The organism is Gemmatimonadaceae bacterium, assembly GCA_035533755.1.
Taxonomy (GTDB): Bacteria; Gemmatimonadota; Gemmatimonadetes; order Gemmatimonadales; family Gemmatimonadaceae; genus JAGWRI01.
This window is the reverse complement of sequence record DATLTC010000054.1, coordinates 26043-45359: the sequence shown is the minus strand read 5'-3', so window position 1 is coordinate 45359 and position 19317 is coordinate 26043. Positions and strand designations below refer to the sequence as shown.

The window sequence follows — 19317 nt, the reverse complement described above, 5'->3', positions numbered from 1 at the left end:
CCTTCTCTCTCCCTCCCCCATGCTCGCCCATCGTCGTTTCCTGGTGCCCGCCCTCCTCGCTCTGGCCGCGGCGCCGGCCCTCGCCCAGCAGCGCCCCGACCCCGCCGACGTCCGCGACTTCGTGATCCGGAATTTCAAGACGGAGAGCGGCGTCGTGCTGCCCGCGGCGCGCATCGTGTACGGCACCTACGGCCATCTGGACGCCGCGCGCGACAACGCCGTGCTGCTGCCTTCGTATTACATGGGGGACCACCGCGGCTACGAGTGGCTCATCGGGCAGGGACGGGCGCTCGACACCACGCGGCTCTTCCTCGTGGTCACCGAACTGTTCGGCAACGGCCACTCGTCGTCGCCAAGTAATACGCCCGAGCCGTACCACGGGCCGCGCTTTCCGGTCACGACCATCCGCGACAATGTCGAGGCCGTGCACCGGCTGCTCACCGAAGAGTTGAAGATCACGCACGTGCGCGCCGTGATCGGGTTCTCGATGGGGGCGCAGCAGGCGTTCCAGTGGGCGGTGAGCTACCCCGACTTCGCCGACCGCGTGGTGGCCACCTCGGGCACCGCCAAGACGTACGGGCACGGCATCGTGCGCCTCGAAGGGCAGATCGCCGCGATTACCGCCGACCAGACGTTCCACGGCGGCGACTATACCACCGAGCCCGAGAAGGGGCTCGAGGCGTTCGGCCTGGTGTGGGCGGGCTGGCTCTACTCGCAGGAGTGGTGGCGCCGCGAACTGTGGCGCACCAACTCGCCTCCGGGCACCACGTTCGCGCAGGTGCTGGAGAACTTCCGCACGCACTTCCTGCCGGGCGCCGACGCCAACGACGTGATCCTGCAGGCGCGCACGTGGGAACGGCACGACGTGGGCAACACGCCGGGTTTCGGCGGCAGCGTCGAGGCCGCGCTGCGCTCGATCAAGGTGCCGTTCCTGTACATGCCGTCGGCCACCGACCTCTATTTTCCCGTCGGCGACGCGCGCTACGAAGCGCAGTTCATGCGCACGGTGTCGTTGGTGCCCATCCCGTCGCTCTGGGGCCACCCCGCGGGCGCCGGCGCGAGTCCGGCCGACCTGAAGTTCCTCAACGACAAGATCGGGCGGTTCCTGGCCGGCGAGACGGTCACCGCCGGGCCCGAGCGGTAGCGCGGCGGCCGGCCTGATGGCCCCCCGCGCCGACGCGCCGTCCACCGCAACGCGGAACGCCAAGCTCGCGCTCCTCGGCGCCCTCGCGCTGTACGGGTTGGTCTGCCTGCGCGATCCGGGCGGCGGGCATCTGCTCGACGGCGTGGACCTCGCCATCCACGAGACGGGCCACCTCGTGTTCGGCCCGTTCGGCGAGGTGATCCAGTTTGCCGGCGGCACGCTGTTCCAGCTGATCGTCCCGTCGGCGTTCCTGGTGTACTTCCTGCGCTTCGCTCCAGCGCGCGATCCGTTCGGCGCTTCGGTGGTGCTCTGGTGGATCGCGCAGAACCTGTGGAACATCGCCGTGTACGTGGGCGACGCCCGCGCGCAGGCGTTGCCCCTGGTGGGAGGGGGCGAGCACGACTGGGCCTACCTGCTCGGCCGCGCCGGCCTGCTCCGCCACGACACCGCGCTCGCAACCGACGTCCACGTGCTGGGCGTGGCGCTGTACGTCGCGGCGCTCGTGTGGGGCTACCGCTCGGCCATGCGCCCGCCGGCGCCGGTGGACGAAGCGGCCGGCGCGCGGTAAGCTCTCCGCATGCTGACTACCAGAACGCTCCGCCTCGCCCGCGCCGCGCGCTCGCTCGCCGCCGCGGTGCCTCTCGTCCTCGCGGCCGGCGCGGTGCCGGCCGCCGCCCAGCGCCCCACGCTCTCGCCCAACGTGATGCAGTTCGTGAGCGTCGACACCAGCGTCGTCGCGCTCACGCACGTGCGGGTCATCGACGGCACGGGCGCGCCGGTGCGCGAGAATCAGACCGTGATCATCCGCGAGGGCAACATCGCCGCCGTCGGCGACGCCGGCTCCGTGGCCGTGCCCGACGGCGCCCAGGTGCTCGATCTCACCGGAAAGACCGTGATCCCGGGCCTCGTGATGATGCACGAACACCTGTTCTATCCCACCGGCCCGGGCGTGTACGGCAACGAGTACGTGAGCTTCTCGCGGCTCTACCTGGCCGGCGGCGTCACGTCCATGCGCACCACGGGCAACGTGGGCGGCTATGGCGATCTCAACTGGGCCGCCTCGATCAAGGCGGGCGAGCAGCCCGGGCCGTGGATCGACGCCACGGCGCCCTATCTGCAGGGCCCGGGCTCTGGCTTCACGCAGATGTACGCCCTCAAGAACGCCGCCGACGCGCGCCGGTACGTGGACTTCTGGGCCGACGCCGGCGCCACGTCGTTCAAGGCGTACATGAACATCACGCGCGCCGAGCTGAAGGCGGCCGTGGCCGAGGTGCACAAGCGCGGGCTCAAGATCACGGGCCACCTCTGCTCGGTGACGTATCGCGAGGCCGCGGCGCTGGGCATCGACGATCTGGAGCACGGGTTCTTCGTCTCCACCGACTTCGTGCACGACAAGCAGCCGGATCTCTGCCCGGGCCAGGCCAAGGGCATGGCGGCGCTCGCCGCCGTCGATCCGAACGGCGCCCCATTCAAGGCGCTCGTGGCGGACCTCGTGAAGCACCACGTGGCGATGACGTCCACGCTCACCGTGTTCGAGACGTTCACGCCCGGCCAGCCGATGCCGCCCGGGCTCGACGTGCTCGATCCGATTCTCCAGGCGCAGTTCGCGCAGCGGTACGCCGCCACGCAGAAGAACACGAATTCCATCTACCCGGGTCTGTTCGCCAAGGATCGGGCCATGGAACTGGCGTTCGCCCGGGCCGGCGGACTGCTCATCGCCGGCACCGATCCCACGGGCGGCGGCGGCGTGGTTCCGGGCTACTCCGACCAGCGCCAGGTGGAGCTGCTCGTGGGCAGCGGCTTCACCCCGCTCGAGGCGATCAGGATCTGCACGCTGAACGGCGCGACGTATCTGGGCCGCGCCAACCGCATCGGGTCCATCGCCGCCGGCAAGCAGGCCGACCTCGTCGTCATCGACGGCAACCCGGCGGCGAACATCGACGACATCGCCAAGGTGCAGCTCGTGTTCAAGCAGGGCGTGGGGTACGACCCGGCCAAGCTCATCGCATCGGTGAAGGGCAGGGCAGGACTCTACTAGAGACTCGGTAGGACGGCAGGGGGGTAGGACGGTAGGGGGGCGGACGGATAACTGCGTCACGCAGTCAACCGTCCTACCCCCTACCCCCCTACCGTCCTACAAGTTGTTCTCACCTGGATCCAACCCCATGAACCTCGACTGGCCCAGCCCCGACGACCAACTCGGCGCCGTCTACGCCAGCTACGCCCCGGTCTACGACACGCTGTTCGAGGATTCGCTCGCCGATGCGGCGTTCTACCTCCGGGCCGCCGCCGACCGGCTGTCGCCGGGCGACACGATTCTCGAACTCGGCGTGGGCACCGGGCGCCTCACCGAACAGTTCCTCGCCGCCGGCTATCGCGTGGTGGGCGTGGATGCCAGCGCCGACATGCTGGAGCGCGCCCGGGTCCGGCTGGCCCCGTACGGCGACCGCTGCCGCCTCGTGCACGGCGACATGCGCACCATGCAGCTGGCCGATCGACATCGCATGGTCGTGGCGCCGTTCGGCACCGTGGCCCACCTGCTCACCGACGCCGACCGGTCGCGCACCTTTCGCGCGGTCCACGAACACCTCGCGCCGGGCGGGGTGTTCATCTTCGACGACCTGCCGGGCTGGCTGGCCGGCCCGGCGGCGGGCACGACGCTCGACGTCCGTACCGTGAGCCGCGATCCGTCCACCGGCCAGCGCGTTCGCCTGCAGACCAACCTCTTCGATGCGTCGGATGCGCCGGTGAGCGTGCGCTACGACTTCATCGACTGGCTGGAGCCCGACGATCGCGTGGCGCGACGCGTCGTGGTGCGCGTGGTCTTCCGCAACATCCCGCTCGACGACGAACTCGCGCTCCTCGCCGGCGCGGGGTTCACGCGCATCGACGTGCACGGCGACTTCGCGGGCACGCCGCTCGACCGCCTGCGGCCCACGGCCAACGCGCGGCTCGTCGTGCACTGCTTCCGCACCGGTGGCTGAACGGCCGCCGCGCCGCGTGGCGCGCCTGCTGGGCGGCGGGCGCCGGGCGCTGGCGTTCATCGTTCCGCTGGCGCTCCTCGAGGCGGCGCTCGACGGCGCGCTCACGCTCAGCTACCGGTTCCTGATCGACCGGGCCATCGTTCCCGCCAACCGGCAGGCGCTGGTGACGATTCTCGCGGCGCTGGCCGTCACCGTGGCCGGCGCCGCGTCGCTCGCGCTCTGGCGGGATCGCCTGTACGTGCGCTGGGTGGCGCGGGCCGTGAGCACGGTGCGCCGCGCGATCTTCGACCACGCGCAGCGGCTGCCCATCTCGTATTACACGTCGCACGCGCCCAGCGACGTGCTGGGCCGCCTGTCGTCCGACGTCGCCTGGCTCGAAGCGTGGCTCATCGGCGCCGTGAACACGCTGCTCCTCCCCGGGCTGAGCGTGCTCGTGGGCATGGCGCTGCTGGTCTATCTCCTGCCCTGGCAGCTGGCGCTGGCGGCGATCCTCGTCTGGCCGCTGGCGCTGATCGGCCCGCGCCTCATCGCGCCGCGCGCCGGCGCCGCCGCCTACGAGCAGAAGGCGCGCGACACGGCGCTGCTGGCGGTGGCCGAGGAGACGCTCGCGGCCCACCGCGTGGTGAAGGTGTACGACCTGCACGCCGCGGCCGGCGCGCGGTTCGGCCGCGCGCTGGAGGCGCTCTCCGGCACGATCGTGCGCGCCGGCACGCTCGCCACGCTCGTCGAGCGCACCACCGTCATCAGCATCTACGTCGTGCAGGTGGGCGCGATCGCCGTGGCCGGGTTCCTCGCCTATGGCCGCCAGATCAGCCTCGGGTCGTTCATCGCGTTCATCACGGTCTTCTGGAGCCTCGGCTGGTCCATCGTCGTGCTGGCGCGTTCGGCGCCGAGCCTCGTGGCGGCGGCGTCGTCCATGCGGCGCATCGACGAGTTGCTCGCCGAGCCCGAAGACGCGGCCGATCAGGCCGGCGGGCGCGAGGCCGCGCCGCTGCGCGACGCCATCGCGTTCGAGGACGTGACGTTCGCCTACGCGGGCCGGCCGCCGGTGCTCCACGGCGCGTCGCTGCGCATCCCGCGGGGAGAGTTCGTGGCGATCGTGGGCGCCAGCGGCTCCGGCAAGAGTTCGGTGCTCAACCTGCTCGCGCGGTTCTACGAGCCGTTGGGCGGGCGAGTCACGCTGGACGGCGTGGACGCGCGGGAGTTCACCGCCCGCAGCCTGCGCGCCCAGATGGGATTCGTGCTCCAGGACAGCGTGCTGTTCAAGGCGACGGTGCGCGAGAACATCCGCCTCGGCCGGCCCGACGCGACCGACGCGGAGGTGGAGGCCGCGGCCCGCGCCGCCGAGATGCACGACGCCATCGCCGCGCTGCCGGATGGATACGACACGGTGATCAGCGGCGCGTCGCTGTCGGGCGGGCAGCGCCAGCGCCTGGCAATCGCCCGCGCGCTGGTGCGCGATCCGGCCATTCTCGTGCTCGACGAGGCCACCGCGGCGCTCGATCCGGTGACCGAGTCGGCGGTGAACGCCACCCTGCTGCGGGCCGGCCGGGGGCGCACCACGGTGGCCGTGACGCACCGGCTCGGCTCCGTCACCCACGCCGACACGATTCTCGTGCTGCGGGACGGGCGCGTGGCGGAGCGCGGGACGCACGAGCAGCTGCTCGCGCGCGAGGGGACGTACGCCGAGATGTGGCGGCGGCAGCAGGGCATCACCGTGAGCGGCGACGGCGCCAGCGCCGCGGTGGGGGCGCAGCGGCTCAGGGAGAGTCCGATGCTGCGCCCGCTCGCCGATCAGCTCGGCACCCTGGCCACGCGGTTCGTGGCCCAGCGTGCGCCAGCGGGGCAGGTGGTGGTGCGTCAGGGCGATGCCGGCGACAGGTTCTACCTCATCGTGCGCGGCCAGGCGCAGGTGAGTCGCGTGGAGCCGGGCGGCGAGACGGTGGAACTCGGGCGCCTGGGCGAGGGCGATGAATTCGGCGAGATGGCCCTGCTCCGCGACGCCCCGCGCAATGCGACGGTCACCGCCCGCACCGACTGCCTCTTCCTCACGCTCTCACGGCCGGACTTCCTGGCCCTGCTCGACAGCCAGCCGGAGGCGCGGGCGCACGTGGAAGCGGTAGCGAGACAACGACAGTAGGACGGTAGGGGTGTAGGGGCGTAGGACGGATGACTGCGTCACGCAGTCTACCGTCCTACCCCCCTACCGTCCTACCACCCTACCAGTAGTTCAGTACGCGATGCGCTCCAACTTCGCCGTCTGCATGATCACCGCCGCGATCTCCTCGATCGACTTGGTCGTCGAATCGAACCACCGGATGCCGTGGCGTCGCATGAGGTGCTGCGCCGCCTCCACCTCGTAACGGCAGTTGTCCAGTGCGGCGTACGTGCTGTCGGGACGCCGCGCCTCGCGGATCTTGGCCAGCCGGTCGGGGCTGATGGAGAGTCCGAACAGCTTGCCGCGGTGCCGCTCCAGATCGTCGGGCAGCTTGTTGCGCTCGAAATCCTCGGGGATCAGCGGATAGTTGGCTGCCCTTACGCTGAACTGGAGCGCCAGATACAGGCTCGTGGGCGTCTTCCCGCTCCGCGATACCCCCACCAGGATGATGTCCGCCTGCTCCAGATCGGCGCTCGATACCCCGTCGTCGTGCGCCAGGGCAAAGTTCACCGCCTCGATGCGGGCCGTGTAGTCGCTACTGGTAGCCACCTTGCGGGACTTGCCGATGGCATGCGACGACCGAACGCTGAATTCCGACTCGAGCGGCGCGATGAACGTTTCGAAGAAGTCGAGCACCAGCGCATCCGCCTCGCGGAGGGCGCTCGCCACGTCGGGGTTCACCAGCGTCGAGATCACCACCGGCCGCGCGCCGCCGGCGTCCCGCGCCTCCCGGATCCGGACCACGCAATCCCGAGCTTTTTCTACGGAATCCACGAACGGGATGCGCACCTGCCGGAACGCGATCCCCTCGAACTGGGAAAGCAGGCTGTGGCCCAGCGACTCGGCGGTGATGCCGGTGCCGTCCGAGATGAAGAAGACAGTCCTGGTGGCGGTCATGCGTTCGGGGCCCGTGAGGAATGCGTTAGAATAGTTGGAGCGCTTGGGCAATACAAATCTCCGTCATGAAAGGCCGGGCCAGATGACCGCACCGACTCCATACGTGATCCCGTTCGACCAGCTCCGCATGACCGATGTGGACAAGGTGGGCGGCAAGAACGCATCGCTCGGCGAGATGATCAGCCAGTTGGCGGCAATGGGAGTGCGCGTGCCCGGCGGCTTCGCCACGACCGCCGCCGCCTTCCGCGATTTTCTGGCGCATCAGGGGCTGGCCGGCCGCATCGAGAAGGCGCTGAACGCGCTCGACGTGGACGACGTGGTCACGCTCGCCAGGACCGGCGCCCAGATCCGTCGTTGGGTCATGGACACGCCCATCCCGCCGGCGCTCGAAGCGCAGCTCAAGGCCCGCTACGACGAGCTCGCCGCCGGCGCCGGCGGCGACGTCACGTTCGCCGTGCGGTCCTCGGCTACCGCCGAAGACCTTCCCGACGCCTCGTTCGCCGGCCAGCAGGAGAGCTTCCTCAACATCCACGGGTACGAGAACATCCTCGCCGCGCTCCACGAGGTGTTCGCGTCGCTGTACAACGATCGCGCCATCGCCTACCGCGTGCACAAGGGATTCGCGCACGCCGACGTGGCGCTGTCGGCGGGCGTGCAGCGCATGGTGCGGTCGGACGAGGGCGCGTCGGGCGTGATGTTCACGCTCGACACCGAGTCGGGCTTTCCCGACGTCGTGTTCATCACGTCGAGCTACGGACTGGGCGAGACGGTGGTGCAGGGCGCCGTGAACCCCGACGAATTCTACGTCCACAAGCCGACGCTCGCGCTCGGCAAGCCGTCGGTGGTGCGCCGCGGCCTCGGCTCCAAGCTCATCAAGATGGTGTTCACGGGCAGCAAGGAGGCCGGCAAGAGCACGGTCACCGTGGACGTGCCGGAGGCCGACCGCCATCGCTTCTCGCTCAGCGACGCCGACGTGCTCGAACTGGCGCGGTTTGCCGTGATCATCGAGAAGCACTACGGCCGCCCCATGGACATCGAATGGGGCAAGGACGGGCTGGACGGCAAGCTGTACATCCTGCAGGCGCGTCCCGAGACCGTGAAGTCGCACGCCGGCCGGTCCACGGAGAAGTTCCGGCTCAAGCAGCACGGCAAGGTGCTGGCCAGCGGGCGGGCCATCGGCCAGAAGATCGGCGTCGGGGCCGTGCGCCTGGTGAAGAACGCCAGCCAGATGGACCGCGTGAAGGACGGCGACGTCCTCGTGACCGACATGACCGATCCCAACTGGGAGCCGGTGATGAAGCGCGCCGCGGCGATCGTCACCAATCGCGGCGGGCGCACCTGCCACGCCGCCATCGTGGCGCGCGAGTTGGGCATCCCGGCCATCGTCGGCTGCGGCGACGCCACCGCCACGCTCGCCGAGGACGAGCACGTCACCGTGAGCTGCGCCGAGGGCGACACCGGATACGTCTATCGCGGCGCGCTCGACTTCGAGGTCACGCGGAGCGACGTGGCGGAACTGCCGCACCTGCCGGCCAAGATCATGATGAACGTGGGCAATCCCGAACTGGCGTTCGAATTCGCGCAGATTCCCAATGGCGGCGTGGGGCTGGCGCGGCTGGAGTTCGTGATCAACAACGTGATCGGCATCCACCCCAAGGCCATCCTCGACGTGGACCGCGCGCGCGCCAGCCTGCGCGAGGAGATCCTCCGGCGCTCCCGGGGCTACGCCAGCCCCGAGGCGTTCTTCGTGGACAAGCTGGTCGAGGGCGTGGCCACCATCGGCGCCGCGTTCTATCCCAAGCCGGTGATCGTGCGGCTGTCGGACTTCAAGTCCAACGAGTACCGCAAGCTGTTGGGCGGCGAGCTGTACGAGCCCGAGGAGGAGAATCCCATGCTCGGCTTTCGCGGCGCGTCGCGCTACGTGGCCGAGAGTTTCCGGGACTGCTTCGCGCTGGAGTGCCGCGCCATGAAGCGCGTGCGCGACGAGCTGGGGCTCACGAACGTGGAGATCATGATCCCGTTCGTGCGCACGGTGAGCGAGGCCAAGCGGGTGGTGGAGCTGCTGGCCGAGCACGGGCTCACGCGCGGCGAGAACGGGCTGCGCCTGATCATGATGTGCGAGATCCCGTCCAATGCGCTCCTCGCCGAGCAGTTCCTGGCGTACTTCGACGGATTCTCCATCGGGTCCAACGATCTCACCCAACTCACGCTGGGGCTCGATCGCGATTCGGGGCTCGTGGCGCAGGGGTTCGACGAGCGCGATCCGGCGGTGAAGATGCTGTTGTCGATGGCGATCTCCACGTGCAATCGCCTCGGCAAATACATCGGCATCTGCGGCCAGGGGCCCTCGGACCACGCCGATTTCGCCAAGTGGCTGATGGACGAGGGGATTCAGACCATCTCGCTGAATCCGGATACGGTGGTGGAGACGTGGATGCGGCTGGGGGGAACGTAGGACGGTAGGACGGTAGGGCGGGGCCGCCCCCCCCGCCCTTGTGCGGGCCGGCCCTGCGGCGCAGCATTCCGCATGACGCATGAAGGCGCCGCCGCGACGTTCACCCTCGACGCATCCGGCGTCGTGACGGGGTGGAGCCCGGCCGCTGAGCGACTGTTCGGGCGCCCTGCCGGATCGGTCGTCGGCCGGCCGTGGGCGGGGCTGCACCTGCCGGACGACGGGCGGCTCGAGGACGCGCCGCCGATCATGGCCCGGGCCGTGGCCGACGGCCAGGCGCGCGAGAATCGGTCGTGGGCGCGCGCTGACGGGTCCCGCTTCGACGCACCCCTGGCGCTGTCGTGCCTGTACGATGCGCGGCACCGACCGGCGGGCTTCGCCGCCACCATCGGGGATCCCTCGGACGCCGCGCTCGCCGAGGCGCTGGCGCGCAGCGAATCGCACCTGAACACGGCGTCCGCGATCGCGCGGATGGGCAGTTGGGAATACGATTCGCGCACCGGCGAGCGCTGGTGGTCGCCGGAGCTGTTCCGGATCCTGGAAATCGATCCGAGCGGCCCGATCCCGGCGTTCGAGCACACGCTGCGGCGCATGCACGAGGACGATCGCGATCGCGTGGGCCGGATCTTCCGCGAAGCGAGCGACAACCCCCGACCCGTCGTCGTGGAATATCGCATCGTGTTGCGCGACGGCACGGTGCGTTGGATCGAGGCGCGCAGCGAGTCCCTGGTTCCCACCGAGAGCCACCCGCGTCTCGCCGGTACCGTGCAGGACATCACGGCGCGGAAGGCCATCGAGCGGGAGCTGCGCCGCACGAACCGGGCGCAGCGCACGATCAGCGAGTGCAACCAGGCGATGATCCGCGCCGCCGATGAGGCGGCGCTGCTCGACAGCATCTGCGAGATCGTGGTCTCCGTAGGCGGCTACATACTGGCGTGGGTGGGCATCGCCGAGCACGATGAGGCGAGGACGGTGCGCCCGGTGGCGAGGGCCGGTCCGGCCATCGCCTACCTCGAGGGGATCATGGTGCGCTGGGACGACAGCGACCGTGGCCGCGGTCCGATTGGCCGGGCGGTGCGCTCGGGACGGCCGCAATCCAGCCACGACATCGCCGGTGATCCTGCCTTCGTGCCCTGGCGCGAGGCCGCCCAGCGCCACGGCATCGGATCGGCGCTGGCCCTGCCGATCATGGTCGACGGGGCGCCGCTGGGGGCGCTCACGGTGTACGCCGCCGACGCCGACGCGTTCGACGACGGCGAGATCGCGCTGCTCAAGGAGCTGGCCGAAGATCTCGAGTTCGGGATCGCAACGCTGCGCCAGCGGGCCGAGACGCGCCGCGTGGACGAGTCGCTGCGCGAGAGCGAGGCACGGTTCCGGCAGCTCGCCGAGAACATTCGCGAGGTGTTCTGGCTCGCCGATCCCGCGCACGATCAGATGGTGTACATCAGCCCGGGGTACGAAACGATCTGGGGACGCAGCTGCGAGAGTCTGTATGCCTCGTCCAAGGACTGGATCGACGCCATTCATCCCGACGACCGCGAGCGTGTGGTCCGGGCCACGTACGAGAAGCAGGTGGCGGGCACCTACGACGAGGAGTACCGCATCCTGCGGCCCGACGGGGCCACGCGCTGGATCCGGGACCGCGGGTTCCCGGTGCGCGATGCAGCCGGCACGGTGTTCCGCATTGCCGGAGTCGCCGAGGACGTCACCGAGCGCCGCCATCTCGAAGCCCAGCTTCAGCAAACGCAGAAGCTCGAGTCCATCGGCATCCTCGCCGGCGGCGTGGCCCACGACTTCAACAATCTGCTCACCGTGATCGGCGGCAACACCGAACTGCTGCTCGCGGCGCTCGAAACCGGCGATTCCCTCCGGCCGCTGGCCGCCGAGATCCAGCTCGCCGCGGTGCGTGCCGGATCGCTCACCCGGCAGCTGCTCGCGTTCAGCCGCCGCCAGGTCATCGCGCCCCAGGTGCTCGACGTCAACGGCATCGTCACCGAGGCGGAGCAGATGTTCCAGCGGCTGTTGGGGGAGGACATCGAGCTGAGCGTGGTGCTGGATCCGTCCGCCGGGCCCGTGCGCGTGGATCCGGGCCAGCTCTCGCAGGTGATCCTCAACCTCGCGGTCAACGCGCGCGATGCCATGCCCGAAGGAGGACGCCTGGCCATCACCACGCGCGCGCTTGCCGCGGACCCGGCCGTGGACGCCGCGCCCCCCCGCGTCCGCCTGTCCGTGTCGGACACCGGCACCGGGATGGCGGCCGACGTGAAGGGGCGCCTGTTCGAGCCCTTTTTCACGACCAAGGCCGCGGGCCGCGGCACCGGGCTGGGGTTGGCCGTGGTGCACGGCATCGTGGCGCAGAGCGGCGGAACGATCGATGTCGAGAGCGAGCCGGGCAAGGGCACGGTCTTCCACATCACGCTGCCGGTGGTGGAGCAGCCGGTCGCGGCCATGGGCGCCCCTGCGCCCCTGCGCGCCGAGCACGGCGCCGAGACGGTGCTCGTGGTGGAGGACGACGAGGGCGTGCGCCGCATGGCCACGCGCATTCTCGCCACGCGCGGCTATCGGGTGATCGAGGGCGCGAACGGGCCCGAGGCCCTGCGCGTGCTCGAGGAGTTGGGCGGCAAGGTGGATCTCATGATCACCGACGTCGTGATGCCGAACATGAGCGGCCGCGAACTCGCCGAGCGGGTGCGCCAGCGGTGGCCCGGCATCCGGATCGTCTTCGCCTCCGGGTACTCCGACGACGCGATCATCCGCCACGGCGTGATGGAGGGCCGCGAGTCGCTGCTCCAGAAGCCGTACACGTCCGAGTCGCTGCTGCGGAAGGTGCGCGAGGCGCTGGAATAGGAGCAGGTAGGACGGTAGGAGGGTAGGGGGGGAGGACGGTAGACTGCGTAACGCAGTAGCCCCCCTACCCCCCTACCGCCCTACCGTCTTCCTCCCACCCGCCCGTATCGCTATACGTAAGGAATGTCCCGCGCATTCGTGAACGAAGACGCCAACGAGCCCGAGCCGCGCTACGTCCTGCCCCCGCGCGACGACCCGGGCTACGACGACGCGGCCGCGCAGGCGCTGCTCGACGGCGCCAACGTGGGCAACTCGTACGGCGCCGAGCAGGCCACGGGCTACGCGTGGGGCGAGGAGAAGCTCAAGCCCATCGTGACGCGCATCCGCGACCGGGCCGCGCGGGAGGGCGACGAGCGGATGGCGACGCTGGCGCAGCGCTTTCTCCGGCAGGGACCCACCCGCTAGCACCTCCGGACCGCCCGCTCGCGCGCCCATTGTCCGGTCGGGGGGGGCGCCCCCATACTCATCGGTCATGGAATCCCTCGCCTCGTACGTCTCCGCCATCCAGCAGCGACGCGTGGCGGCTCGACGGGGACCGCCCACGGGGCCGAGTCACGATCAGTTTCTCGGGTCGGCGCTGTTCGTGGACATCGCCGGGTTCAGCAGCCTCGCCGAACGCCTCGCGCAAGCAGGCGCCGAGGGCGCCGAGCGCCTCTCGGAGATCCTCAACGCGTACTTCGGCCAGCTCACCGATCTCGTCGTCGCGCATGGCGGCGACGTCCAACTGTTCGCGGGCGATGCGGCGCTGGCCCTCTGGCACGCCGACGACGCGCCGACGCTCGAGGCCGCCACCATCGCGGCCACGCAGTGCGCGCTCGCCATCCGCGACCGCCTGCATGATTTCGCGCCGGCGCCCGACGTCACGCTGGGCCTGCGCGCCGGCATCGGCGCCGGCGCCCTCGGCATCGTCGAACTCGGCGGCATCGACGACCAGTGGACGGCGATGCTCGTCGGCGATCCCATCCGCCAGGCGGGCGACGCGAGCGGCGTGGCCGAACCGGGTCACGTGGTCCTGTCCGCGGATGCGTCGCGATTCCTGACGGCTGCCGCACCGGGCGCCGCGCTTCCCGGCGGGTGGCGGCGCGTGGACGGCGTGCCCGGCGGCGGGCCTCCACGTGCGCTGCGGCTCCCCCACGTCTCGCCCGATCTGCTGCGCCCCTACGTGCCGCCGGTGGTGCGTGATCGCGTGGACGCCGGCCATGGCGCGTGGGGCGCCGAGTTCCGTCGCGTGTCGGTGGTGTTCATCAATCTGCTCGGGTTGCCCGACGATCCGGCCGCGGCGCCCGCGATGTTGCACCGGGCGGTGGAGACCACGCAACGCGAGATGCAGCGGCGCGCCGGCGCGGTGTACCAGGCGTTGATGGACGACAAGGGCCTGAGCATCATCGGCGCGTTCGGTCTCCCGCCCGGGGGCGCGGAGAATGCGGCGACCCGCGCCGTCGAATCGGCGGTCGTTCTCTCCCAGGAGTTGGCGGCGCTCGGCCTCACGCCCACGATCGGCGTCGCCACCGGCCGCACCTTCTGCGGCGCGTACGGGAGCGTGGCGCGACGCCAGTACACGATCGTCGGCACCACCATCAACCTGGCCGCGCGGCTGATGAAGGCGGCGGCCCACGGCGTGCTCGTGGACGACGCCACGCGCCAGGCGAGCGGCGGCCGCTTCGCGTTCGACACCCTCGACCCCATTCGCGTCAAGGGATTTGCGCAACCGGTGAGCGTCCATCGGCCACGCGGCCGGGCGAGCGTGCCGCTGCGCGCCGGCGGCCAGTTCATCGCCGGTCGCGCGACGGAGCGCGCCGCACTTGCCGCGCGCGTCGACGCGCTGGGGCGCGGGGACGGCGGCCTCGTCTGGATCGAGGGGGAGGCGGGGATCGGCAAGTCGTACCTCGTCGCCGATCTCGCCGACCGCGCGCGCGGCGCGGCCGTGCAGGTGGTGGCCGGCGCGGGCGACGCGGTGGAGCGCACCACCGCCTACTTCGCATGGCGCGATCTGCTCGCGCGCCTGGCGGGCCGCGGCACATCGCTGAAGGGCGCCGAACTGCGTGAGGCGTTGCTCGCGCCGCTCGCCGACCAGCCCGATCTGGCCGCGCGCGCCCCCGTCCTGAACGCCATCCTGCCGCTGCAGCTGCCGGAAACCCCGTTCACCGAGGCCATGCGCCACGAGGTGCGCGCCGACGCGATCAAGGATCTGGCCGTGGCCCTGGTCGCGTCGGTGGCCCGCGAGGCGCCGCTGGTGCTCATCCTCGACGACGTCCACTGGCTCGACTCGGCGTCGCTCGACCTGGCCGCGGCGGTGGCGGCCCGCGTGCCGCGACTGCTCGTCGTGCTCTCGAGCCGCCCGCTGGAGGAGCCCACCGCCACCGGCGTCCGGCGCCTCATGGACACAGCGAACGGCGTGCATCTGCCGCTCGGGCCCTTGGGCGAAGCCGAGCTGCCCGCGCTGCTCGCTCACTGCCTGCACGTTCCCGACGTCCCGCAGGAGCTCGTCGCGTTCATTCTCGGGCGCGCCGAGGGGCATCCGTTCTACAGCGAGGAACTCGCGCGCGCCCTCGCCGAAGCCGGCCTCGTCGCGATCGACGACGGCGTGTGCCGCCTGGCCGCCGGCGAGGCGGGGCTGCGCGGCGCCGAGTTCCCGGACACCGTGCACGGCGTGGTCTCGGCGCGCATCGACCGCCTGCCGCTCGACGAGCAGTTGATGCTCAAGTCAGCCAGTATCATCGGCCGCGTGTTCGAGCACGACGTGCTGCACGACGTGTACCCCGTGCCCACCGACCTCCCGCGCCTGCGCGGCGGGCTGGAGCACCTGGAGGACGTCGATCTCACGCGCGTCGAGTCCCCCGACCCGCATCTGGCGTATCTGTTCCGGCACGCCATCGTGCAGGACGTGGCGTACGGCGCCCTGCTGTTCGCGCAACGCCGGCAACTCCACCGCGCCGTGGCCGAGTGGTACGAGCGGCACCGCGCCCACGAACTGGCCGCGTTGGCTCCGCTGCTCGCGCACCACTGGGATCGCGCCGGCGAGCCGGCGCGCGCCATTCCGTATCTCGAGCGCGCGGCCGAGCAGGCGGTGCAGAGTTTTGCCAACCGCGAAGCGCGCAGCTTCCTGGAGCGGGCCAAGGAGCTGGCCGCGGCCAACGACGTACCCCTCGACGCGCAACGCCGGGCGCAGTGGGAATTCTGGCTCGGCGAAGCCGCCATCCATCTGTCGGAGTACAACGTGGCCGGCACGCACCTGCGCACGGCGCTCGCCCTGCTCGGCTACCCGCTGTCGTCGGGAACGGTGGGCATGACGGCCGGCATATGGCGCGAGTTGGCCGCGCAGATCCTGCACCGCCTCCGGCCGGCGCGGTTCGTCGGCGCCGCGCCGCCCGCCGAGCGCGCCGCGCTCGCCACGGCGGCGCTCGCTACCAAACGATTCGCCGAGGCCGGCTGGTTCAACAACGAGCAGGTCTCGCCGGTGTACGCCTCGTTGCGATGCACCAACCTCGCCGAGCGGGGCGCCGACGGCGCGGGCATGATCGACGGATACGCCACGCTCGCCATTCTCGCCGGGATGGCCCGCCTGACGTCGGCCGCCCACTGGTACGTCGCGCGCGCCCAATCGCTGGCTCGCGACGAACCCAACGTGCGCGACCTGGCGCGCATCCAGCTCAACTACGCCAGCAACGTGGGCGACTGGGAGCTGGTCGAGCGTACCACCGATTGGGGGTGCGAGCTGTTCGGACGCCAGGGCGCCCGGTTCCTCTGGGAAGCGTGTCGCGCCGGCCGTGGATTCACCAACCTCTCCACCGGCCGCTTCGCCGACGCCCGGCGCTGCTTCGACGAGACGTTCGCGTCGGCGCGGTACGGCGCGCTCCAATCGCGGCTCTGGGCGCGCGCCGGCCAGTGCGCCACACTGCTCGCCACGCGCGGCCGCGTGGATCCCGGCCTCGTCGCGGATTACCGCGCCCAGCTCAAGTACAACGCGCACCGCACCGAGGAGACGGTGGGCCACGGGTTGCTGGCCGTCGCCGCCCTGCGCGACGACGATCGGGAGCTGGCGCTCACGCACGCCACCACCGCGCTCGCGCAGTTCCGCGCCACCCCGCCCAATCTGTACTACTCCCTCTGGAGCGTGGCCGGCATGTGCGAGGTCTTCCTCGCCGACTGGCGCGCGCGCGCCGGTGGACCGGCCGCCGCCGAGGCGCGCCGTCGCGCCCGCCAGGCGTGCATGGTCCTGCGGCAGTTCGCCTGGATGCTCCCCGTGGCCGGCCCGCGGGCCGCCCTCCATCGGGGCCAGTACGCCTGGCAGGCCGGACATGCGCGCCGCGCCCGGCGCCTGTGGGACACGGGGCTCCAACTGGCCGAACGCCTGCGGATGCCGTACGATTATGGCCTTCTGGAGCTCGAGTCGGCGCTGCATCTGTCCGCGCCGCCCGCCGCCCAGCGGCGACAACTCGACGGCGCCGCGGCGAGGCTCGCCTCCCTGGGCGCCGAACACGACGCGGCACGCGCCGCTGCTGCGATACAATCCGTGCCGTCGTCCGGACCGGTCTGATCGTCCGTTCCCCGCTCACCTTCTTCGCAACCCGCCGCCATGCCCAAGACGCGCATCGCAATTCTCGGAGGCGGAGCCGGCTCGCTCAGCGCGGCATATCAACTCACGCGCACGCCCGAACTGCGGGCCAAGCACGACGTGACCATCTACCAGATGGGCTGGCGTCTGGGAGGGCAGGGGGCCAGCGGCCGCAACCGCGACGAGCATGATCGCGTGGAGGAGCACGGCCTCCACATCTGGCTCGGTTTCTACGAGAACGCGTTCGCGATGATGCGCGAATGCTACGCCGAGCAGGCCAAGGAGCCGGACAATCCCTTCCAGGCGTGGACGGATGCGTTCAAGCCGGAATCGATCACGCCGCTCGGACTGGGCGACGGCCAGACGTACTTCCTCGCCGAGTGGCCCACCAACGCCGACACGCCGGGCGACGGCCAACTCCTGCTCACGCCGTGGGGCGCCGTCACCGAGGCGCTGGGCGTGCTCGCCGAGATCGTCAAGCAGCTCCTCGCCGACATCGAGCACGAGATCGGGCGGGGGCACATGGTCCGCGCGGCCCTGGCGATCGTCGGCCGCCTGCTGGCCAGCATCGTCAGCGACCTGCGCACGCGCAAGGGACTCGGCCATGCCATCCGCAAGACGATCGCCGTGGCCGGAGCGATCCCGGGACTTGCCCTGCGCCACTCGTCGGGCCGTCTGCACCATCTGCTGGAGCGCAGCCACCTCACCTCCGTCTCCGCCGAGTCGATGGAGGGCGCGTTCGACCACGCGCTGGCCGAGGCCACCCTCCTGCTCCTGGAGGGCGCGCACGACGTCGTGCGGCGGCTCGTCGACCCGACGGGCGAAGGGGCGCTGCTCGGCATGATTCTCGATACCGCCACGGCCACGTTGCGTGGGTTGCTCAATCCCCGGTACGGGTTCACCACCACCTGGGATCTCAATGGCCTCGACGAATACGAGTACCTCGATTGGTTGATCGAGAACGGCGCCCGCCCGACGATCAAGTCGGTGCCGCGGCTGTTCGATGCCCCGGAGCTCCGCGCCCTGTACGATCTGGCGTTCGCCTATCGCACCGACCTGGCCAAGGGCCTGCAGCCCGACTTCGCGGCCGGCGCCGCCATCCGCTCGCTCATCCGCATCTTCGCCACGTACAAGGGCGCCGTGCTGTACGAGATGCAGGCCGGCATGGGAGAGACGGTGATCGGGCCGCTCTACCAGGTGTTGAAGGCGCGCGGCGTCCACTTCGAGTTCTTCCACAAGGTCAGGCACCTCGAACTCTCGCCCAACAAGCGGTGGATCCAGCGCGTCCATCTCGATCGCCAGGTGGACCTGGCCGGCGCGTCGTACGACCCGATGTTCACGGTCAAGGGGCTGCCCTGCTGGCCGTCGGAACCGTTCTGGGAACAGATCCGCAACGGGCCCGCGATCAAGGCCCAGCTCGACGCCGCCGGCCTCACGCTCGAGTCCCGCTGGTGCGACACCAAGGCCGGCGACGTATCGCTCGAACTCGGGACCGACTTCGACAAGGTCATCCTCGGCATCAACCTCGGCGCATTCCAGAAGTTGAATGACGAGGATCCCTCGATGTGCGAGGAGTTGATCGCCGCCAGCCCCCAGTTCCGGGCGATGACCGAGCAGCTGGGCCTCATCCCCACGTTCGGCGTGCAGCTGTGGATGGACCGCGATCTCCAGGGCCTGGGCTGGGCCCACCCCAGGCCGGCGATGGACGGATCCGCCGAGCCGATGGACGTGTGGGCCGACATGTCGCAGGTGCTGGACAAGGAGAGCTGGCCCCTCGCCGCCGGCCCCCGGTCCATCCAGTACTTCTGCGGCCCGTTCAATACCGACCTCTTCCGCCGTCCGTCGCGCGACCACGACGTGCCGCGCCTCGCCACCGAGGCGGTCGCCGACATCGCCCGGACATGGCTCAGTACCTACACCGCCACCATCTGGCCGTCGGCGCTCGAGCCCGGCACGCAGGCCACGCTCGACTGGGCCCTCCTGCACACGGCGGCCAACGCCCAGGGGCCGGCCCGCGTGGCCACGCAATGGATGCGCGCCAACGTCGATCCTTCCGAATGCTGCGTGGCGTCCTGGCACGGGTCCACCAAGTATCGATTGCGCCAGGGCGATTCGGGATTCCTCAACCTGTACCTCGCCGGCACCTGGACGCGAACGGGCATGAACGTCACCTGCGTCGAGGGCGCGGTCATGTCCGGCGCCGCCGCGTCCCGCGCCATCTGCGGCGAGCCCGCCACCATCGTCGGATTCAACTTTCTCCAATCACCCTGACGGAACCCG

Annotated in this window: 11 protein-coding genes; 10 read left to right on the top strand and 1 reads right to left on the bottom strand. The window is 70.7% G+C overall.

Annotated features, from left to right (window positions below):
• Window positions 1-19 precede the first annotated feature (19 nt).
• The 5 genes from VNE60_08045 to VNE60_08025 all read left to right on the top strand — a co-directional run bounded on the left by VNE60_08045 (window position 20) and on the right by VNE60_08025 (window position 6268).
• Window positions 20-1144, top strand: coding sequence for an alpha/beta fold hydrolase (locus VNE60_08045; protein HVB31454.1), 1125 nt, complete (start codon window positions 20-22; stop codon window positions 1142-1144).
• 16 nt (window positions 1145-1160) lie between these two features.
• Complete coding sequence (locus VNE60_08040; GenBank protein HVB31453.1) at window positions 1161-1712, top strand: hypothetical protein; 552 nt, start codon at window positions 1161-1163, stop codon at window positions 1710-1712.
• 9 nt (window positions 1713-1721) lie between these two features.
• A complete protein-coding gene (locus tag VNE60_08035; protein HVB31452.1) occupies window positions 1722-3182 on the top strand; it encodes an amidohydrolase family protein in 1461 nt (486 codons plus the stop codon).
• A 127-nt stretch (window positions 3183-3309) separates the two neighbouring features.
• The gene (locus tag VNE60_08030) at window positions 3310-4128 is read left to right on the top strand and encodes a class I SAM-dependent methyltransferase (GenBank protein ID HVB31451.1); all 819 of its coding nucleotides are present in this window, start codon (window positions 3310-3312) and stop codon (window positions 4126-4128) included.
• The gene (locus VNE60_08025; protein HVB31450.1) at window positions 4121-6268 is read left to right on the top strand and encodes an ATP-binding cassette domain-containing protein; all 2148 of its coding nucleotides are present in this window, start codon (window positions 4121-4123) and stop codon (window positions 6266-6268) included. The genes VNE60_08030 and VNE60_08025 overlap by 8 nt, the downstream gene beginning before the upstream one ends.
• A 90-nt stretch (window positions 6269-6358) precedes the next feature.
• Here the strand turns inward: VNE60_08025 and VNE60_08020 are convergent, their stop codons facing one another.
• Complete coding sequence (locus VNE60_08020; GenBank protein ID HVB31449.1) at window positions 6359-7183, bottom strand: pyruvate, water dikinase regulatory protein; 825 nt, start codon at window positions 7181-7183, stop codon at window positions 6359-6361.
• Window positions 7184-7265: 82 nt separating this feature from the next.
• Between VNE60_08020 and ppsA the strand changes: the two genes are divergently transcribed.
• The 5 genes from ppsA to VNE60_07995 all read left to right on the top strand — a co-directional run bounded on the left by ppsA (window position 7266) and on the right by VNE60_07995 (window position 19308).
• Window positions 7266-9638 (top strand): phosphoenolpyruvate synthase, encoded by a 2373-nt coding sequence (gene ppsA, locus VNE60_08015; protein HVB31448.1) that lies wholly within the window; start codon window positions 7266-7268, stop codon window positions 9636-9638.
• Between the two features lie 72 nt (window positions 9639-9710).
• Entirely contained in the window at window positions 9711-12482 is a 2772-nt protein-coding gene (locus VNE60_08010; protein HVB31447.1) for a PAS domain-containing protein, read from the top strand.
• Between the two features lie 123 nt (window positions 12483-12605).
• Entirely contained in the window at window positions 12606-12887 is a 282-nt protein-coding gene (locus VNE60_08005; protein ID HVB31446.1) for a hypothetical protein, read from the top strand.
• A 67-nt stretch (window positions 12888-12954) separates the two neighbouring features.
• Window positions 12955-17019: an AAA family ATPase gene (locus tag VNE60_08000; GenBank protein HVB31445.1), complete on the top strand. Its 4065-nt coding sequence runs from the start codon at window positions 12955-12957 to the stop codon at window positions 17017-17019.
• Between the two features lie 39 nt (window positions 17020-17058).
• Complete coding sequence (locus VNE60_07995; GenBank protein HVB31444.1) at window positions 17059-19308, top strand: FAD-dependent oxidoreductase; 2250 nt, start codon at window positions 17059-17061, stop codon at window positions 19306-19308.
• The last annotated feature ends 9 nt before the right edge of the window (window positions 19309-19317 follow it).